Origin of the sequence: Pseudomonas sp. C1C7, from assembly GCF_013359595.1 — a bacterium.
Lineage (GTDB): Bacteria > Pseudomonadota > Gammaproteobacteria > Pseudomonadales > Pseudomonadaceae > Aquipseudomonas.
The window spans coordinates 140,618-158,309 of record NZ_JABFMP010000003.1 but is presented as its reverse complement, the minus strand read 5'-3'; the positions used below and the strand labels follow the sequence as shown (position 1 = coordinate 158,309).

Here is a 17,692-nt window from a genome sequence, read left to right as displayed (position 1 = left end):
TATGAGTAGCGGACGTATCGTTCAAATCATCGGCGCCGTTATCGACGTGGAATTCCCACGCGACAGCGTACCGAGCATCTACGACGCCTTGAAGGTTCAAGGCGCCGAAACCACTCTCGAAGTTCAGCAGCAGCTGGGCGACGGCGTGGTTCGTACCATTGCGATGGGCTCCACCGAAGGCTTGAAGCGCGGTCTGGACGTCAGCAACACTGGCGCAGCCATCTCCGTACCGGTCGGTAAAGCGACCCTGGGCCGGATCATGGACGTATTGGGCAACCCGATCGACGAAGCTGGCCCGATCGACACCGAAGAGCGTTGGGGTATCCACCGCGCTGCGCCGTCGTTCGCAGAGCAGGCAGGCGGCAACGACCTGCTGGAAACCGGCATCAAGGTTATCGACCTGGTTTGCCCGTTCGCCAAGGGTGGTAAGGTTGGTCTGTTCGGTGGTGCCGGTGTAGGCAAAACCGTAAACATGATGGAACTGATCCGTAACATCGCCATCGAGCACAGCGGTTATTCCGTGTTCGCCGGTGTGGGTGAGCGTACTCGTGAGGGTAACGACTTCTACCACGAGATGAAGGATTCCAACGTTCTGGACAAAGTGGCACTGGTGTACGGCCAGATGAACGAGCCGCCGGGAAACCGTCTGCGCGTTGCTCTGACCGGCCTGACCATGGCCGAGAAGTTCCGTGACGAAGGTAACGACGTTCTGCTGTTCGTCGACAACATCTACCGTTACACCCTGGCCGGTACCGAAGTATCCGCACTGCTGGGCCGTATGCCTTCGGCAGTAGGTTACCAGCCGACCCTGGCTGAAGAGATGGGCGTGCTGCAAGAGCGCATCACTTCGACCAAGCAAGGTTCGATTACTTCGATCCAGGCCGTATACGTACCAGCGGACGACTTGACTGACCCGTCGCCAGCGACCACCTTCGCCCACCTGGACGCCACCGTCGTACTGTCCCGTGACATCGCTTCCCTGGGTATCTACCCAGCGGTAGACCCACTGGACTCGACTTCGCGTCAGCTGGACCCGAACGTGATCGGCAACGAGCACTACGAAACCGCTCGCGGTGTACAGTACGTTCTGCAGCGTTACAAAGAACTGAAGGACATCATCGCGATCCTGGGTATGGACGAGCTGTCGGAAGCCGACAAGCAGTTGGTAAACCGTGCTCGTAAGATCCAGCGTTTCTTGTCGCAGCCGTTCTTCGTGGCTGAAGTCTTCACTGGTTCTCCAGGCAAATACGTTTCCCTGAAAGACACCATCGCTGGCTTCAAAGGCATCCTCAACGGTGACTACGACCATCTGCCAGAACAAGCGTTCTACATGGTTGGCGGCATCGAAGAAGCGATCGAGAAAGCCAAGAAACTGTAATCCCGGCGCCCGGCAACGGGCGCTAATTTAGGTTGAGGCAATCAGATGGCTATGACAGTCCATTGCGATATCGTCAGCGCGGAAGGAGAAATCTTTTCCGGTCTGGTCGAGATGGTGATTGCGCACGGTGCACTGGGTGATCTTGGTATCGCTCTGGGTCACGCGCCGCTGATCACTAATCTGAAGCCAGGTCCGATCCGCCTGGTCAAGCAGGGCGGGGAAGAGGAGGTGTATTACATCTCCGGTGGTTTCCTCGAGGTTCAGCCGAACATGGTCAAGGTTCTTGCCGACACCGTGCAACGTGCTGCCGACCTGGACGAAGCCTCCGCTCAGGAAGCCGTTAAGGCTGCCGAGAAGGCCTTGCATGAGCGTGGCGCGGAATTCGATTACGGCTCCGCAGCCGCACGTCTGGCCGAGGCTGCAGCGCAGCTGCGCACCGTCCAGCAGATCCGCAAGAAGTTCGGCCACTAAGTCGTGCTTGTTGTGTGATTGATTAAAAAGGGTAGCCTCGGCTACCCTTTTTTCTTTTCCGGTTTTCTTCACTTTGGTCGCAGCCGCTGACCACCCAGGATTGGTAGCCAGTCATGTCTCTTGAAATCGTAATTCTCGCTGCTGGCCAAGGCACGCGCATGCGTTCGTCCTTGCCGAAGGTTTTGCATCCGATTGCCGGCAATTCGATGCTCGGTCATGTTATCCACAGCGCCCGGCAACTTGATCCACAGCGCATTCACGTAGTGATCGGCCACGGTGCCGATGCCGTGCGTGAGCGCCTGGCTGCTGACGATCTGAATTTCGTCCTTCAGGACAAACAACTGGGTACCGGCCACGCCGTCGCCCAGGCGGTTCCTTTCATCGAAGCCGACACCGTGCTGGTTCTGTACGGTGACGTTCCGCTGATCGAAGTCGAAACCCTGCAACGCCTGCTCAAACTGGTTACCCCAACACAGATGGGCCTGCTGACCGTCGAACTGGACGATGCCACCGGTTACGGCCGAATCGTTCGCGGCGCGGACGGCAAGGTTGCCGCCATCGTCGAACACAAGGACGCCACCGAAGCTCAACGCGCTATCAAGGAAGGCAACACCGGTATCCTCGCGGTACCTGCCGATCGCCTGGCTGACTGGACCGGTCGCCTGTCGAACAACAACGTGCAGGGTGAGTACTACCTGACCGACGTGATCGAAATGGCGGTCAAGGACGGTCTGGTGGTGGCCACCGAACAACCCCACGATGCAATGGAAGTGCAGGGCGCCAACGATCGCAAGCAGCTTTCCGAACTTGAGCGTCACTATCAATTGCGCGCCGGTCGCCGTTTGATGGCACAAGGTGTGACCCTGCGCGACCCGGCACGCTTCGACATCCGCGGTGAAGTGACCGTCGGCCGCGACGTACTGATCGATATCAACGTGATCCTCGAAGGCAAAGTTGTCATCGAAGACGACGTGGTGATCGGCCCGAACTGCGTGATCAAGGACAGCACCCTTCGCAAAGGCGTGGTGATCAAGGCGAACAGCCACATCGAAGGCGCCATTCTGGGCGAGAACAGCGATGCCGGTCCGTTCGCGCGTCTGCGCCCGGGTACCGTACTGGAAGCTCGCGCCCATGTGGGTAACTTCGTCGAACTGAAAAACGCGCACATGGGTGAAGGCGCCAAAGCCGGTCACCTGACTTATCTGGGCGATGCCGAGATCGGTGCGCGTACCAACATCGGCGCCGGCACCATCACCTGCAACTACGATGGTGTGAATAAGTGGAAAACGGTGCTGGGTGAAGACGTTTTCATCGGTTCCAACAACTCGTTGGTAGCGCCTGTGGATATCTCCTCTGGCGCAACCACCGCGGCAGGTTCGACCATTACGCAGAATGTGGATAAAGATCAGTTGGCGGTGGGTCGTGCTCGGCAGAAGAACATCGATGGCTGGAAACGGCCTGAGAAGGTTAAAAAGGGCTGAGTTGTCCACAGCTGTGAATGGATGAAGTTATTCACAGGCTGATCAAAGCGATTCGCGGGCAAGCCTCGCTCCTACAGTGAGAGGTAGGCGTGAGACTTGCCCGCGAACGTTTTATCCAAAGATCTTTTTATCGCACCACGCTTGACGAAGTTTCACTGATAGGTTTTGATTGGCTCTGTTAACTTTCGAAACGAAACTTATCTTCCTCATGTCGAAGCGCAACACACCTCAACGTCGGCACAACATCCTTGCCTTGCTCAACGAGCAGGGCGAAGTGAGTGTGGATGAACTGGCCAAACGTTTCGAAACTTCAGAAGTTACGATTCGCAAGGATCTGGCCGCACTCGAAAGCAATGGTTTGCTGCTCCGTCGTTATGGCGGCGCGATCACCATGCCTCAGGAACTGGTGGCCGATATCGGTCAGCCGGTCTCCAGATACAAGCAAGCCATCGCCCGGGCCGCGGTCACGCGGATTCGCGAGCATGCGCGGATCATCATCGACAGCGGCAGCACGACCGCCGCGATGATTCCCGAACTCGGTCAACAACCGGGTCTGGTGGTGATGACCAATTCCCTGCACGTCGCCAATGCCCTGAGCGAGCTCGAGCACGAGCCCGTGCTGCTGATGACCGGTGGAACCTGGGATCCGCATTCGGAGTCATTTCAAGGGCAGGTTGCCGAGCAGGTACTACGCTCCTACGACTTCGATCAGTTGTTCATCGGTGCCGATGGAATCGATCTGGTTCGCGGTACAACCACCTTCAACGAACTGCTGGGGCTGAGCCGCGTCATGGCCGAAGTTGCCCGGGAAGTGGTGGTGATGGTGGAGGCCGACAAGATCGGTCGCAAGATTCCCAACCTGGAGCTGCCCTGGAGCAGTGTCCATACCCTCATTACGGACGATCGCCTGCCCATCGAGGCCCGCGATCAAATACAGGCCCGCGGTATCAATCTGATTTGCGCGGCTGTCAGTCAGGAGAAGTAACATGTGTGGAATTGTTGGCGCAGTCGCAGAACGTAACATCACCGCCATCCTGGTCGAAGGCCTGAAGCGTCTCGAATACCGCGGCTATGACAGTGCCGGCGTGGCCGTTTACACCAATGAAGAAAAGCTCGAGCGCGCCCGTCGTCCAGGCAAAGTCAGTGAGCTGGAACAAGCGCTGGAGCAATCGCCGCTGGTCGGTCGCCTGGGCATCGCCCACACCCGTTGGGCCACCCACGGCGCCCCTTGCGAGCGCAACGCACACCCGCATTTCTCCGAAGGCGTGGCGGTCGTGCACAACGGCATCATCGAGAACCACGAAGCGCTGCGTGAGCAACTCAAGGCGCTGGGCTATGTATTCACTTCGGACACCGATACCGAAGTCATCGCACACCTGCTGAACCACAAACTCAAGGATCAGCCTGATCTGACCGAAGCCCTGAAGGCCACCGTCAAGGATCTGCATGGCGCCTACGGCCTGGCGGTCATCAGTGCCAGTCAGCCTGATCGCCTGGTCGCAGCCCGTAGCGGCAGCCCGCTGGTGATCGGTCTGGGCCTGGGTGAGAACTTCCTGGCGTCCGACCAACTGGCTCTGCGTCAGGTTACCGACCGCTTCATGTACCTGGAGGAGGGCGATATCGCCGAGATTCGCCGCCACAGCGTGCAGATCTGGGACGTGAACGGCAAGGCGGTTGAACGCAAGATGGTGCAGTACAGCGATGGTGCGGAAGCCGCTGACAAAGGCGAGTTCCGTCACTACATGCTCAAGGAAATCCACGAGCAGCCGTCCGTGGTGCAACGCACCCTGGAAGGTCGCCTGAGCCCGAACCAGGTGCTGGTACAGGCTTTTGGTCCACAGGCCGCCGAGCTGTTCGCCAAAGTGCGCAATGTTCAGATCGTCGCGTGCGGCACCAGCTACCACGCCGGCATGGTCGCGCGTTACTGGCTCGAAGAACTGGCCGGTATCCCGTGCCAGGTCGAAGTCGCCAGCGAGTTCCGCTATCGCAAGGTGGTGGTACAACCGGACACCCTGTTCGTCACCATCTCCCAGTCCGGCGAAACCGCCGACACCCTGGCCGCGCTGCGTAACGCCAAAGAGTTGGGCTTCCTCGCCAGCCTGGCCATCTGCAATGTCGGCATCAGCTCTCTGGTGCGTGAGTCCGACCTGACCCTGCTGACCCAGGCCGGTCGCGAAATCGGCGTGGCATCGACCAAAGCCTTCACCACTCAACTGGTAGGCTTGTTGCTGCTGACTCTGTCCTTGGGTCAGGTTCGCGGTACCTTGGCCAGCGGCGTTGAAGCCACTCTGGTCGAAGAACTGCGTCGCCTGCCGAGCCGCCTGGGCGAAGCGCTGGCCATGGATGGTACTGTTGAAAAAATCGCCGAGCTGTTCGCCGAGAAAAACCACACGCTGTTCCTCGGGCGCGGCGCGCAATTCCCGGTGGCAATGGAAGGTGCGCTCAAGCTCAAGGAAATCTCCTACATCCACGCTGAAGCCTATCCGGCAGGAGAGCTGAAGCACGGCCCGTTGGCACTTGTGGATAACCACATGCCGGTCGTGACGGTTGCCCCGAACAACGAGCTGCTGGAAAAACTGAAGTCCAACCTTCAGGAAGTCCGCGCCCGCGGTGGCGAGCTGATCGTCTTCGCCGACGAGAAGGCCGGCATGACCAATGGAGAGGGCACGCATGTGGTGAACATGCCGCACATCCACGACATCCTGTCGCCTATCCTCTACACCATCCCGCTGCAGTTGCTGTCGTACTACGTGGCCGTGCTCAAGGGCACCGACGTTGACCAGCCACGCAACCTGGCGAAATCTGTGACTGTGGAATAAGTTATCCACAGTTGATCGAACCCTGAAATTAGAGAATAAAAACTGTCGCGTGGGAATAAAAACTGTCGCAGGGGATAGCAGGCCGCGAGGCCTCTTTCCTGTGCAGCAGGTGCTCAACCTTTAAGTCGCATGCTAATGCGACTAAATCTTGTGAACGAAGATGCTTTTACAAATTCAAAGTGGCGAGTCTCTGCATTCATACATCGACAGGAATATTTTCCTGAACTGGAAAGACCCCTCTGCAGATTTTTTTAGACCTTTCTCCAAAACAGTGCTTTTATTCTCTGAACTAAAGACTATCGCTTCCGCTATGGGGTGGTTGGGTTGTCCAGGACTTAATCGCCTTCTCCATCTTCATACGGAATACCCAATCCATTCAGTAATTAGAAATAGCCAAGATCTTTCTTACTCCCAGGATGCCTACATAAGCGAAGCAAAATGGATGGGCGCTAAAAGACAAGATTATAGTTTCTGTCCAGACTGTATAAAAGAAGACCTTTATACGCACGGGTTTTCTTTTTGGCATAGATTGCACCACCAAAATATAGACGTCTGTGCGAAACATAACGTAATTTTGCAAAGACGCTGCCCTTTCTGTAAGAGAGGGTTTTACTTTGATAATCACGGTTTAGAGGTGATGTGGAATGGTTGCGAAGGCCGTAGTCTCGCAGAAAGCGTAGCGGTTGCTAACCATGACCCTATTGAATACAAGAGATCAAAACTTTTAAACGATATTCATTCTTGTGAATATCATATTTCCGAACAGATCGCGCTCAAGGTGTTATACGAAAAGCTCCTATCAGTTGATTGTCAAGATTTTCTGCCATCCCAAAATGCAGATATTTATATTAATCAACTAGAGTGGACTATTTCGCGTATGGATCTGAAAATATTCGCAAGTCGGGAGCAATTGAGCAGGATTGGCTTATGCTTTGAAGCAATAATGCTCGCATATGAAAGCTTTGATGGCTTTTTAATTGATATTAAATGTCACGATAATGCATTACGTCCGATAGAGTCGTTATGGGGGACTTACAAATCAGGGCGGGAATTTTGTTTTGATTACGTAACAGATGACTTTAATAGTGAACTCGGGTAAAAGTTTAGAAAAATGCTCACCAGGCCCACGAAGCTGCATCGGAAAGCGTTCATTGCCCAATCAAGCTTGCAGGGGACAGCCTTTGAGCGCTTTACCAATGCCGCTACGACCCTCAATGCGCCAATAGCGCAGGCAATTCAGCATGCCCAAAACCCGAGCATTACGGGAAGCGCCGCTCATATCATTGAAAAGAAAAGATAGTTTTCAATGATGCCTTCTCTTCTACGCCGTCTCCCACAAGTATGTACACAGTATTTCGCGTCTCAAAGAGGAATCCTTCTATGAGTTGCACGCACATACTGGAGCGAACCCAATTGCCAGGTTGGAAGCGGCCTTCGCTGTCGAAAATGACCTCAAGGGCATAAACAAAGAAAGGGAGATGGCCGGCCCTCTCTACTGTTTTAAGCTCATGAGGAGTGAGGTCAGCAATGAAGATCGTCCAATTTCTCACTAGGCAGAAAGGTTTCGACGGGTAGCGCGTGGTGACAGTTGCTATCAGCTCTTCTAACCCCAGAGACGTGCCACGCTTGGTTACTTTGGTGCCACTTGTGAGCTCGTTTAGTTCTCTACCATTGTCTGTGTTCATGAAATCACCTTCTCAAGTGATTGCAGGATTTATCTCTTCTTTTCCCGAGTAACCTCGAGGCCAGCGATGTTACCGTTTCAGCGAAACGACTGCCTGGGTTATTCTATCTTCGGTATGCCCAACTCACCGCAAATAGTCAGTGAGCTAAGAACGACCCACTGGAAAATTTCAATCGCGGATTTTTGAGTCGCCGAAGAAATCATCCCTAGTTATCAAGCCGAAGTCGCCGCTGGCAATCGCCTTTTCGTTATCGCTAAAGCAGTTTTGAGTTTGCTGTTCCCGTTTGAGGTAGCTTCGTGTCTGAAAGAAGCAGGTTTCACAAAGGTGCAGTTCATAGCGCTCCCCATCGTGTTTTGTGCCATACCCCCAGTGAGCCTGAAAAGTAGCGAATTGAAGTCCGCCGCCAGTCACGCGGGTGGACCGCAGGCAAACGTCGCAGACAACATCTGTGACGGCTTCGATCTCAATGTTTCCGGTAATTTTCATTAGCAATCTCCAACCATTGGGTCGAGATCAAGCTATCAGCATACTACTGCTTTCAGGCAACCATTGCTCAATCCTGAAGTCAGTCGTATCCGTTGATCGGGTGAATCTGCTGAGATCCTTACGAAGACATAGTATTTCGCTGATTTCGCCACAAGAGGGGCATGCTGTGAAGATGATCAACCGAATGGAGCTACCGACAATTTCGCGCTATCGAGCTGAGGCTCAAGCAATATTGGCCAAACGATCTGATAAACGCGGCCGTTTTTTGAACTCGGCGTTATCCAAAGGACCTGAATTGGAGCCCGTCGGTTGTCTTGCAGGTTGTCGCCAAAAAGGCGAGACAGGATCAACTCATCAGTAGATTGCGCTTCCTAGATCCAGCGCTGCCTGTGCTGTCTTGGAGTGGAACAAGGATAGCGCAGCACAGCTAACCGCCATGGAGGTAGTGGCGCTCCGATTTTTGTAATTTTTGGGGTATGTGTATAAATGTTAGTGAGTTTATGTCTTTTTCATAAACTCGCTAATTTCCTTACATAACGCATGATCAGCGCCAATAGAGTGCTTCTGCTCAGTAGAAAATTCGTCACCTTGCTCACTGAACTGGGTCGACCACGGCCCTTAGGGACAGATCTCTGTTGGCCTGAAAATCAGATATGAATAACGCGTACCGAGACGTTGGCGAGGGGCAAGGATTAGGTTTATAGGGAATTATAGGGCGACTATAGAGCAACGACCGGTGACCAAAGCTCCGTTTGCTATGCAGTCCCAAAATGCAGCCATCCAGACACGCGAACGTAATAGACACCTTGGTCGACCGATCGCGCGTCGCTCTGTGGGCAGCACATTGCTTCTTCAGGGGCTAGAGGCAGATGTCTCGGTGGTACTGCATCCTGAGGCGATGACAGCTCAAATCTGTCGCACTGACGAGGGGCGCAAGACAAGTTGTTTTGCTCTCCTACATTCAGCCTCACACCCATTCGAAACGGATGATTTCTCGTTTTCATCAATCCATCGCACTAGCATCTATGGATCGATTGCAGCACTGAATGCACCAGGTCTCACTTCCCCGATCCTACAAGGCATAGCTATTTGTAATTTGCAGCAGCATCTCCTCGACCTGGTTCATGCCGCATAGCGTTGTCGACATTTCTGTAGGAGTGTGACCCGCAAAACGAGTTTTTGGCTTATCGAGCCACCGCCTTGCTTTGTCCGAACTGCCGAAGACAGCCATGGCCATTGAAAGAATATGTGCACACCTGAATAGGCGATCGCTTTCTGCTCCGGTTAATAGTCCGCCGTGCTGGACTCGGATGTGAAGTGCTCGCGAAGAAATTATTCGGCTGCGCTCTGATGGTGTGATCACCCCTTCACCAACAAGACTCAACAAACTGGCGGCAGGAAAGCCGTTATAGATGAGATTGTGAATTTCAAAATTGCTTGCTGACAGAGGAATGTTGAGTAGCAGTTGAAGGTGAGTGCGGTAATCGACATATCCTGGTTTGGGGAGACATTCGGCAATCATGATGCACCTCTCACACCGCGAAGGATGCGAATTTCCAGCGTTCAGGCCTGCTGGTGGTACGTGCACCGAGTTGTAGCTGGCTTCCCAAATTTTCTACCAGTCCCCGGCTTCCGGCAAGCTGGTGGCGGACTTGCCAGGTATTACAATCCTTCAACCCTTTGTATCGCAGTAGGCGAGATCTGAGTGCACGCTGCGGAAGCGTTGAGAGCCATGAGAGAGGGTCTTCTCCCGGGCTCCTGACGCAAAATGGTGAGATTGAACAAGCAAACATGTATGTTCCCCGGCTAGCAGTCGACATGAGCGGAATGGTGGCTCGCTTCCTAATTTAGTCGTATTCAGGCGTCGAACTCCAATCGCCGCCGTCGAGCATTTCTCAAAACATACAGCTGTGTGGCACAGTGCTATTACTCGTGTTTCTCTAATCGCCGTACCAAGGAAGGATTACATGGCTGCAATCTATCCAAATCATCCGCGTTACATCCCTATCATCAAGTGGCAGTCCTGGGAGCAGCGTGCTCTACAGAAAGTGGATGCGGCTATACGGCCACAAATGCTGCCTTGCATTGAGGTACGCACTTCCAAGCAGCATTTGAATTTGGCTGCTAACTTCCAAAAAGTTTGGCCCTACGACGCGCTGGTGGATTACGCGGATCCGAAGGGTCGATTGACACCTTCACGAACTGGGGAATTGCTGGCTTTTATGAAGGTGGCTGTGGATGGTCGGTTGCCAATCACGCCAGTGGTAAGTCCGGCAGATGCTTTGGCCTTGGGTAAGCCTTTTCTGGACCTGGCGGCTCCATTGGGGTCAGTAGCCTTACGACTGCGCATTGACTCACTGATAGTGACTGCTGCAGACGTGACCATTACGACCTTGGCATTTACACACCTGAAGGCTGCGAATATTCAGACCTCGCTCATCATTGACCTGGGGGTTAGTCCACTTGGCTGGGAAGACAAGCATGTAACTGACTTCGTTGCTGCCATAGCACCGCTCCATGCCATTGGCTTCAAGTCCCTGCATCTCGCGTCAGGGGCCTACCCAGGCAGCCTGGCTTCGGTAAAAACGGGTGTCGCCACTTTTGAGCGCAAAGATTGGAAGTTCTGGAAGGCCGTGAATGCCAAGGCCCCGAATCTGGTGATTGGCTATGGCGATTATGGAACCTTGTCACCGGTGTGGACAGAAGACATTCTGGAGTTGCGTAGCAATCGTATTGCCATTCGATACACGCGTGAGAACGACTGGCTGATCCTCAGGGCTGGCGGCAAGAAAGCTGAGGACTCTGTCGCCATTTCGGCGATTTTGGTGAACAACTACAAAGCGGACTTTAAAGGCGGGCCTTACTCATACGGTGATGAGCTACTCGAGGAGCGCGCAGATGCGGCGATCCCTCTGAATAAAAAGCACTGTGGCCACTACCACATTACAGAGGGCTGGAGTCACCACATTGCGTATGTGCTGAAGGAGCAATACTAGTCGCACGTGTAGGTATTGCAGCACGGGCCATCAAGTAATTACGAACCTGGACCTTGAGTTCGTCCAAGGGAAGCAGTTCGGCGATCTTCGCCTGGATTACATAGAGGCTTTTGCTCTTGAAGCCCCGAGTAATGCCACGCTCTTCTAGCAGATGAAGTGCTTCATCTCGCTTCAAGAGCGTGGCGAGGGTCCCGGGCTCATGCCGTTTGTTTGGTTTCGCTTTTCGCACCTGCTTGAATGCCATTTCTGCGCTGTCTGGAACCACCATAATTCCCCACCACGTTGGCAGCATTGGAATTGCCTTCTTAAGGTGGCGTTCCGCTGTCACTAAGGTGATGTGATCGAACACCAACGCATAGCGCGACCCCTGGCCAATCAGACGCTTGAGCGTGTCTGCATCACTTTTGATTTCGTAGCAATGCATATCCTGTAGGTGAACCAGATCAGCACGAATCTGCCCGCCATTGAGCTCCAGCTCTTCGAGGAACTGGCTGGGGGCAGCGCTTGTGGTGCAGGTCAGGTGTTGTGTCAGGGCTTGTTTGATTTCGGCTTCGCGCATATTCACTTCTCAATCATGGAAGGCATGATGCCGGATATGTGCAGGGAGTACCTTAGGTTTCCGACGTTGAGGTGATGATTTTAACGTCTGTATGAAGCTATGCAATTATGCTAAATAATGCGCATGAATCGCATAAAACCATTGCCTCAACTTATCGCTGAACTGCTGCTGTTCTTTGAAGCCGAAGGGCATTCTACGAGCAGCGCGATAGCGCGCCTTACGTGTATTAATCAGTCCCAGGTCCATAGAAATCTCTATGGGCATCCGAAACGGTTAACGAAAACACACCTAAAGCTATGCGATTATGCGAAAATTGACATCGAAATTGAGGCTCACGACCCTCGCTCCTGCTCAGTGCTGATGAATGCGCTATCGTCTGTTTGGGATGGTAGCGACGAGCATGCCCGCAGATTGGCAGCGCTGCTGTTTGCACACAGCAGAGCGAGCGTGAGTAAATGAATGCACGATCGGAACGTTAAAGGAGGCTGCACATGCAAAACGCAACGACTCCAATAACAGTTAAAAGCGCATTCGAAAGCCTTAACGCGGCCGGCTATCCCCGCGCTTACGTGACTAAATTGATGCCTGACTGGTGGGACAATAGTCTCCTGAAAACCAGTGCAGGGGCCTTTCAGTTCGCTCTGATCCTTAAACAGCGATTGGGGCTTGAAGTCAGCTTCGGCCAAGATGGCAGCCTCGATATTCAAGCCCGGGCAGCTCATGCCAACTTCAAACACCGTGCGGATACACAAGCCGACGAGTTGAATATTGCCGCTGGCCTGGGCATCGCCTTGGCGCGGTTGGCTGTTTTTTCCGCCCGAGCGAATTACGCGGAGCTCCCACGAGATCCTGCAGCGCTACATGCGATGGTCTTGCAGCGTTCTGGCCGAGCGGTTGTAGACTTCGAAGGGCTTTTGGATCTGTGCTGGGCTCACGGCATACCTGTTCTGTTTCTTAAGGAAATGCCTCGCAATACCAAGAGAATGGCAGGCATGGCTGCCATGGTAGATGGCAGGCCGGCTATCTTGCTGGGCTACAGCTATACCCAGCATTCCAAGCAACTGTTCGTGCTCGCGCATGAGCTGGCTCACATTATTTGTCAGCATGTACAAAACAACGGTGCGTTGATTGACGAAGACATTGCCGACGTCACCGAAGGCTTGGAGGGCGGGGCGAGAGTACGCCGAGATGAAGAGGAAAAAGAGGCGGATACCTTTGCCCTTCAGCTTCTTCGTAATGGTTACATGAACGCGACTCGACGAATCCCTCGCCAAGACTCAGCTGCAACACTTGCCATGGTGGCGATGAACGTTGGCAGTGAGTTAGGCATCGACCAGGGACATCTGATCCTTTCCTACGGTAAGGAGCACGATGACTGGATGCACGCAAACCAGGCTCTGAACTTCACGCTTCAACGCGCCGGTGCCATTGAGATCCTGCGGGAGAAATTCCTGGCGAATACCGCACTGGATGTACTAAGCGATGAGAGTGCTGTACATCTCCTCTCCATGCAGGGCTTGTAGGGTAGTAATCGCTTGTTCCTTCTTGATAGCGACGTTGTAAAAAAAATCTGCCAATACCATCTACTGCACGAGTTGGCTGCCGCCCTTGGTTGTGGTCTAAACGCGTTTGCTGTGCTCCCTCAATTGAAGTTTCAGTTGCGGCTGGCTGATGTCGCCAAGGCTGTTCAGAAGCTCGGATCGCAGGAAGCTGTGGACCAGGCCCGTGAGTTAGTGGCGGCTGCCGCAGAGGTTCAGGTCGTCGCGGAAGCGGCAAATCCGATCCTGGGGCTCAATCGTCCGGATATCGATAGCGGTGAAGCGACCCTCTTCGCGGCACTGCATGATGTGGATGCGGACTCTCTCATCAGCGGCGACAAGCGCGCATTCATTGCGTTGTCTGAAATCAATGGTGTCGCGGTAGTCGATGTTCTTTGGGCACGGTTAATTTGCCTGGAGGAAGCTATGCATTTGATCGTGCAATCGGCCAACTTTGACCATGTTTCCGCAAAGGTCAGGGCAAATTTGGCGGTGGACACTGCCATAGGTATCGCTTTTGGTAGAGCGACAGCCAATTCTCCGGCGATGGTGATCGAAGCGTTGGCTAGTTATATGAGCGACCTCCACGCACGAACGAGCGGCAAGTACGTCCTGCCCTAATAGGGGCCGGCTCATTTTTTCGGGCCGGTACCTATTCGGCCACTGATTAACATGCGCGCTAGCGAAGTCAGTTTCCATGCCCAACAGGAATGGGGTGCCACGTGCGCAGTCATATAGCTTTACGATGGCTAGAGCATTTTCTTCCTAGCCAGTCAATTGGAGCATTAGGCCTCTATCATGGGCGATAGAACGATCTATGCACTGCATATGGCGTTGACCATTTTGTGGGTCGTGGCTCTTGTAAGCATGTTTGTGCAATTAGTCATTCGAAGCGCTCGATCATGAGGTCGATCAGGGCTGCCAGTAACAGCTGCTCTGACCGGTGCAGCTTGCAAGGGAAGTCAACACAAACCGGTCGAAGCTCGGCAGTCAGATGGTCGTTGCTACAACCAGCTGCCGGGGATAGATTGAATAAAGGCAATTTTTGATTGCGCCGATATCCTTCGGGAGGTTGGTTTGAATTTCAATACTGATACGCATGGAATCGCTTGCGAATCGTTGGTGGTTGAAATTGCCACCCTAACTGAAGAAACGGATGGCTTTCGCCATAAGATTGTCATCGCCGTGGATGCCAAGTCAGCAGACGTTTTCGATGCCTTCGTAAGCTCCCTAGAAGTGCTCATCCAGGCATTTTCCGTCCAAATGCACCCCCTACCTGCCGATACGATTGCTTCCATCGTTTCCCTAATGGTTCCAAAAAAGCCGGTGACGCCGATCCTGCTTCGCGAAGCTCGAATGCTGGCACAAGCAAAAACCGAGATCCTTCAAAGTTACGACTGGCTGACGGCCAGCGAGATTTCGGCTTTCGCACAAGGCTCCGGCGTCCCCAGTCCGCAGCCCAACAACTGGAAGGATGCCGGGAGGATTTTTGCTCTACGCCACGAGGGGGTGGATTACTTCCCGATCTACGGGCTCGACCCAAGACAAGGATTTCAGCCTATTCCTGCGCTGGAGGACGTAATTGCCACGTTGTCCACGATGAAGGACGGGTGGGCAATGGCGTTCTGGTTTGCGTCTTCAAATTCCTACCTCGGTGGGAAGTGCCCGAAGGAAATGCTCTCGGTCAATCCATCAGGCGTCCTTACTGCGGCAAAGGAAGAGGTGGCAGGGGTCACCCACGGATGACAACTCTTCGAGATAGCGGTTATCGATCGGCGATTTAATGTAGCCGTGAGAGGTTGCCTTCGAGTCAATGTTGGCCTGTCCATACGGCCAGATCATTGGTTGGTGACTCGCGTGTTCTTTGCATGCAGAGCCCTTTAGCGGTGGAGTGTCGCGGGAACGAGTGAAGCTACCGGTCCCTCATCACTGCCCGTCCTCATCGAAGCTTTCTCAACACTGGAAATGTCCACCAGGGAGAGGCTTCGCTGATCGTGATAGGACAAGGGCGCTCTGGTCACGTCCATTTTGCATTTGTCGTTATGGAAACACGTTTGGGCAGGACGACTTCGCAAGCGCTGAATCATCCTCGAAGAAACGCAGATCATCCCTGTAGCAGGGGTGTTTTGCCTTCAAAGAACTGCATTTACTATGGTTATTGACGCTGCTACAGACGTGGTTGAGAAGGTAGCGTATTTCTTGTGTGACCAGGCTGTAATCCATTGAACATGAGCATCTTGCGTTTCTAGAAGTCAATATGACTCCTCACCATTGCATCGGTTTTGACTAATAATCGGAGGTGATTGAGTTTGTAGTGAGGAATTACGAATTTAGTAAAAATCGGTATTGATAAAATTTAGGCTATATAGCTGAAAAAAGTCATCGCGAGGATAAGCGTAGTCAAAAAATAGCATCCTTTGCGGAGTTATACTTTTCTCATCCTCACTACTTCGGAAATCAGCTCTCTTGTTTTTAAGTAGTGACCTCTTTGTTCCAATGAGCACGAAAGCAAGGGGATCTGAGAAAAGATTTTGGGTTTCTCTATTTTAAGTTTGCCCTCAGTGAAAAAAGCCTTGGTAAACATATCTCTGACTAACTTGACGAGTTTAGAATCACGCTCATCCCAATCAACGTTTGAATAGTTTCCCTGCCGACCACTTGGTAAGTTGCCCGATTGCAAAAGCAGCCACTCGCGGTCGTTTCTATATAACCAAGCGTAGATTTTTGGGATCAAGTGGCGGACGCTCTTTGCGCTAGCGCCTGGTTGAGACTCAACAACAGCTAGCCATTGTTTCCTATGTTCACGCAGCAGCACCGCTTGTTGTCTATCGGTCCACGATTTAAGTACCGCCGGTTCTGAGCGGAGTAGTCTATTTACAGTGCAAATAGAGAGTCCGAATTGGGAACAGATCAAGTCCTTAGACTCACCGCTCCGAAGGCATTCAAGAATCGCGATTCGCACCGGCGGTTTTAGCTTTTTGGGTTTCCGAAGAGGTGGAGATCCGGCGACTTCACCGTTCATCGAATCATCCACTACCACTGCCTTGGCAATGCTCTTGTGCTCGATTTGACTTGCTCGGTTGGACGAATGATCCAAGCGATCGTAGGCTTCTACGAAGGTGTCCAGTCGGCCAAAAAGCCAGCTGATAAAAGTCAGATGCTTGAGCGGATGGCAATGCCCACGTGGGGTGCGGGTCAGCTGATCAATGAAGGATTCTGCTCTCTGCGCTGTGGTCGGCAAGGACGTGAACGGTGGGTAAGGCTGGAGCTGAGATGAGAACTCAGCGAAAGAAATCGCCGCTCCCTCCTTCTTCGGCTTGAAGCACTCTAGTTTAACTAGCGCTTCTTTGTAGACTGATCTCACCGTGACTGGGTTAAAACGCTTAGAAATTCCGTAAGTTGCGAGATCTAGGACCCCGCTACCTAATTGGCAAAGTGCTTTCTTAGCGACGTTGGAAGGCATTGGCTCCGTTGACTCCGCAAGAAATTCTTCGCTGGGCAAAGCCCATTGAAAGCTCCCCGACCATTGGCGGTTTACAGTGCTCTCTCTGAGCATCAAGCCGTGAGTAGGGCACAAAATTACGCCTGGGTACTGATGCCTCAAATGCCAGTAAGCAACACCAAAGTTTGCCCGATCAGTTGCCATACAGCCTGTACAAGCCTTCAAGGGGTGCTCTGCGCCAAAGCGTCCCGTCAATAATCCCATGCGATACTTTATTGATCCAATCTGATGATTTTTCATGGTCTGGACCACCGCTGAAATTTGCTCTTCCGCTTGAAACGGAAAAAATACTGGAAGAATTGTGTGTTCATTGATAATCGACATGGGATCCCCCCATGCAGCCCTCGCCTGGCTGTTCAGGGCATCCAGGTTGCAGGGGAAATCATGAGTGATGGCACAATGATCCACTCCAAAAAGCCAGGCTAAGGTGTCGGATGTTTTCAGATGTGCCAAAAAATGATGTTGGCGGCAACAGAGGCTGTAAAAAGTCTCATCCTCGAGCCAGCGTAGAAGGGTAACCCGTGCTTGCCCTGTCGAAGAATTCATAATCTCTGCCATTATCTAACTATTGTCTGGCTATATTTATGATATGCATCTCCGGAATCTAAATGAAATTCCATGTTGATATTAAAAACGACTCTGTAAGCACTTTGCGCTTAGTCCTAACCAACTGTCTTTTTGGAAACTTTCTGACGTTTAAGAAGAGACTTGTAGATCGTCGAATAAAAGCGTCGAACTGGGTGGCAGAAGTACGGGGGAGCGCCTCCGGAGGCGCAA

Annotated in this window: 16 protein-coding genes and 1 pseudogene; 11 read left to right on the top strand and 6 right to left on the bottom strand. The window is 52.9% G+C overall.

All coding sequences use genetic code 11. The features are described from left to right. Nucleotide 1: 1 nt before the first annotated feature. From atpD to HNO86_RS03710, 6 genes are all read left to right on the top strand, one after another. Nucleotides 2–1,378, top strand: a complete 1,377-nt coding sequence (atpD, locus tag HNO86_RS03735; RefSeq protein WP_175375682.1) for a F0F1 ATP synthase subunit beta — start codon at nt 2–4, stop codon at nt 1,376–1,378. Between the two features lie 45 nt (nt 1,379–1,423). Continuing rightward, nucleotides 1,424–1,849, top strand: coding sequence for a F0F1 ATP synthase subunit epsilon (locus HNO86_RS03730; protein WP_007969909.1), 426 nt, complete (start codon nt 1,424–1,426; stop codon nt 1,847–1,849). A 113-nt stretch (nt 1,850–1,962) separates the two neighbouring features. Then, on the top strand, nt 1,963–3,330 hold the full coding sequence (glmU, locus tag HNO86_RS03725) for a bifunctional UDP-N-acetylglucosamine diphosphorylase/glucosamine-1-phosphate N-acetyltransferase GlmU (RefSeq protein ID WP_175375681.1): 1,368 nt from the start codon (nt 1,963–1,965) through the stop codon (nt 3,328–3,330). A gap of 208 nt (nt 3,331–3,538) precedes the next feature. Continuing rightward, entirely contained in the window at nt 3,539–4,315 is a 777-nt protein-coding gene (locus HNO86_RS03720) for a DeoR/GlpR family DNA-binding transcription regulator (RefSeq protein ID WP_175375680.1), read from the top strand. 1 nt (nt 4,316) lies between these two features. Continuing rightward, a complete protein-coding gene (glmS, locus tag HNO86_RS03715) occupies nt 4,317–6,149 on the top strand; it encodes a glutamine--fructose-6-phosphate transaminase (isomerizing) (protein WP_175375679.1) in 1,833 nt (610 codons plus the stop codon). Between the two features lie 160 nt (nt 6,150–6,309). Beyond that, nucleotides 6,310–7,248 (top strand): TniQ family protein, encoded by a 939-nt coding sequence (locus HNO86_RS03710; protein ID WP_175375678.1) that lies wholly within the window; start codon nt 6,310–6,312, stop codon nt 7,246–7,248. Between the two features lie 181 nt (nt 7,249–7,429). Here HNO86_RS03710 and HNO86_RS03705 read toward each other — a convergent pair whose 3' ends face one another. Both HNO86_RS03705 and HNO86_RS03700 read right to left on the bottom strand, forming a co-directional pair. After that, complete coding sequence (locus tag HNO86_RS03705; RefSeq protein ID WP_175375677.1) at nt 7,430–7,834, bottom strand: hypothetical protein; 405 nt, start codon at nt 7,832–7,834, stop codon at nt 7,430–7,432. 168 nt (nt 7,835–8,002) lie between these two features. Then, entirely contained in the window at nt 8,003–8,320 is a 318-nt protein-coding gene (locus tag HNO86_RS03700) for a hypothetical protein (RefSeq protein ID WP_175375676.1), read from the bottom strand. Between the two features lie 769 nt (nt 8,321–9,089). Between HNO86_RS03700 and HNO86_RS30175 the strand changes: the two are divergent. After that, nucleotides 9,090–9,310 (top strand): annotated as a pseudogene (locus HNO86_RS30175) (DNA helicase UvrD); the annotation flags it as partial. 82 nt (nt 9,311–9,392) lie between these two features. On the opposite strand, the gene HNO86_RS03695 reads toward HNO86_RS30175, so the two are convergent. Further along, nucleotides 9,393–9,842, bottom strand: a complete 450-nt coding sequence (locus HNO86_RS03695) for an antitoxin Xre/MbcA/ParS toxin-binding domain-containing protein (protein ID WP_175375675.1) — start codon at nt 9,840–9,842, stop codon at nt 9,393–9,395. A 445-nt stretch (nt 9,843–10,287) separates the two neighbouring features. On the opposite strand from HNO86_RS03695, the gene HNO86_RS03690 reads away from it, so the two are divergent. Continuing rightward, nucleotides 10,288–11,316 (top strand): hypothetical protein, encoded by a 1,029-nt coding sequence (locus tag HNO86_RS03690; RefSeq protein ID WP_175375674.1) that lies wholly within the window; start codon nt 10,288–10,290, stop codon nt 11,314–11,316. Here the strand turns inward: HNO86_RS03690 and HNO86_RS03685 are convergent. Together HNO86_RS03685 and HNO86_RS03680 are read right to left on the bottom strand one after the other, a co-directional pair. Continuing rightward, a complete protein-coding gene (locus HNO86_RS03685; protein ID WP_175375673.1) occupies nt 11,264–11,875 on the bottom strand; it encodes a sce7726 family protein in 612 nt (203 codons plus the stop codon). The genes HNO86_RS03690 and HNO86_RS03685 overlap by 53 nt on opposite strands. 105 nt (nt 11,876–11,980) lie before the next feature. Continuing rightward, the gene (locus tag HNO86_RS03680) at nt 11,981–12,121 is read right to left on the bottom strand and encodes a hypothetical protein (RefSeq protein ID WP_175375672.1); all 141 of its coding nucleotides are present in this window, start codon (nt 12,119–12,121) and stop codon (nt 11,981–11,983) included. 245 nt (nt 12,122–12,366) lie between these two features. Here HNO86_RS03680 and HNO86_RS03675 point away from each other — a divergent pair, with 245 nt between their 5' ends. The 3 genes from HNO86_RS03675 to HNO86_RS03665 all read left to right on the top strand — a co-directional run bounded on the left by HNO86_RS03675 (nt 12,367) and on the right by HNO86_RS03665 (nt 15,159). Next, nucleotides 12,367–13,398: an ImmA/IrrE family metallo-endopeptidase gene (locus HNO86_RS03675; RefSeq protein ID WP_175375671.1), complete on the top strand. Its 1,032-nt coding sequence runs from the start codon at nt 12,367–12,369 to the stop codon at nt 13,396–13,398. A 12-nt stretch (nt 13,399–13,410) separates the two neighbouring features. After that, nucleotides 13,411–14,034 carry a hypothetical protein gene (locus HNO86_RS03670; protein WP_175375670.1) on the top strand — a complete coding sequence of 208 codons (624 nt, stop codon included), beginning with the start codon at nt 13,411–13,413 and terminating at the stop codon, nt 14,032–14,034. Nucleotides 14,035–14,490: 456 nt separating this feature from the next. Then, the gene (locus tag HNO86_RS03665) at nt 14,491–15,159 is read left to right on the top strand and encodes a hypothetical protein (protein ID WP_175375669.1); all 669 of its coding nucleotides are present in this window, start codon (nt 14,491–14,493) and stop codon (nt 15,157–15,159) included. 679 nt (nt 15,160–15,838) lie between these two features. On the opposite strand, the gene HNO86_RS03660 is transcribed toward HNO86_RS03665, so the two are convergent. Next, the gene (locus HNO86_RS03660) at nt 15,839–17,461 is read right to left on the bottom strand and encodes a TnsD family Tn7-like transposition protein (RefSeq protein WP_175375668.1); all 1,623 of its coding nucleotides are present in this window, start codon (nt 17,459–17,461) and stop codon (nt 15,839–15,841) included. Between the last annotated feature and the right edge of the window lie 231 nt (nt 17,462–17,692).

Excerpts from the sequence above, each read along its gene's own strand:
- atpD (WP_175375682.1), top strand. The coding sequence starts at position 2 with ATGAGTAGCGGACGTATCGTTCAAATCATCGGCGCCGTTATCGACGTG.
- HNO86_RS03730 (WP_007969909.1), top strand. The coding sequence starts at position 1,424 with ATGGCTATGACAGTCCATTGCGATATCGTCAGCGCGGAAGGAGAAATC.
- glmU (WP_175375681.1), top strand. The coding sequence starts at position 1,963 with ATGTCTCTTGAAATCGTAATTCTCGCTGCTGGCCAAGGCACGCGCATG.
- HNO86_RS03720 (WP_175375680.1), top strand. The coding sequence starts at position 3,539 with ATGTCGAAGCGCAACACACCTCAACGTCGGCACAACATCCTTGCCTTG.
- glmS (WP_175375679.1), top strand. The coding sequence starts at position 4,317 with ATGTGTGGAATTGTTGGCGCAGTCGCAGAACGTAACATCACCGCCATC.
- HNO86_RS03710 (WP_175375678.1), top strand. The coding sequence starts at position 6,310 with ATGCTTTTACAAATTCAAAGTGGCGAGTCTCTGCATTCATACATCGAC.
- HNO86_RS03705 (WP_175375677.1), bottom strand. The coding sequence starts at position 7,834 with ATGAACACAGACAATGGTAGAGAACTAAACGAGCTCACAAGTGGCACC.
- HNO86_RS03700 (WP_175375676.1), bottom strand. The coding sequence starts at position 8,320 with ATGAAAATTACCGGAAACATTGAGATCGAAGCCGTCACAGATGTTGTC.
- HNO86_RS03695 (WP_175375675.1), bottom strand. The coding sequence starts at position 9,842 with ATGATTGCCGAATGTCTCCCCAAACCAGGATATGTCGATTACCGCACT.
- HNO86_RS03690 (WP_175375674.1), top strand. The coding sequence starts at position 10,288 with ATGGCTGCAATCTATCCAAATCATCCGCGTTACATCCCTATCATCAAG.
- HNO86_RS03685 (WP_175375673.1), bottom strand. The coding sequence starts at position 11,875 with ATGCGCGAAGCCGAAATCAAACAAGCCCTGACACAACACCTGACCTGC.
- HNO86_RS03680 (WP_175375672.1), bottom strand. The coding sequence starts at position 12,121 with ATGGACCTGGGACTGATTAATACACGTAAGGCGCGCTATCGCGCTGCT.
- HNO86_RS03675 (WP_175375671.1), top strand. The coding sequence starts at position 12,367 with ATGCAAAACGCAACGACTCCAATAACAGTTAAAAGCGCATTCGAAAGC.
- HNO86_RS03660 (WP_175375668.1), bottom strand. The coding sequence starts at position 17,461 with ATGAATTCTTCGACAGGGCAAGCACGGGTTACCCTTCTACGCTGGCTC.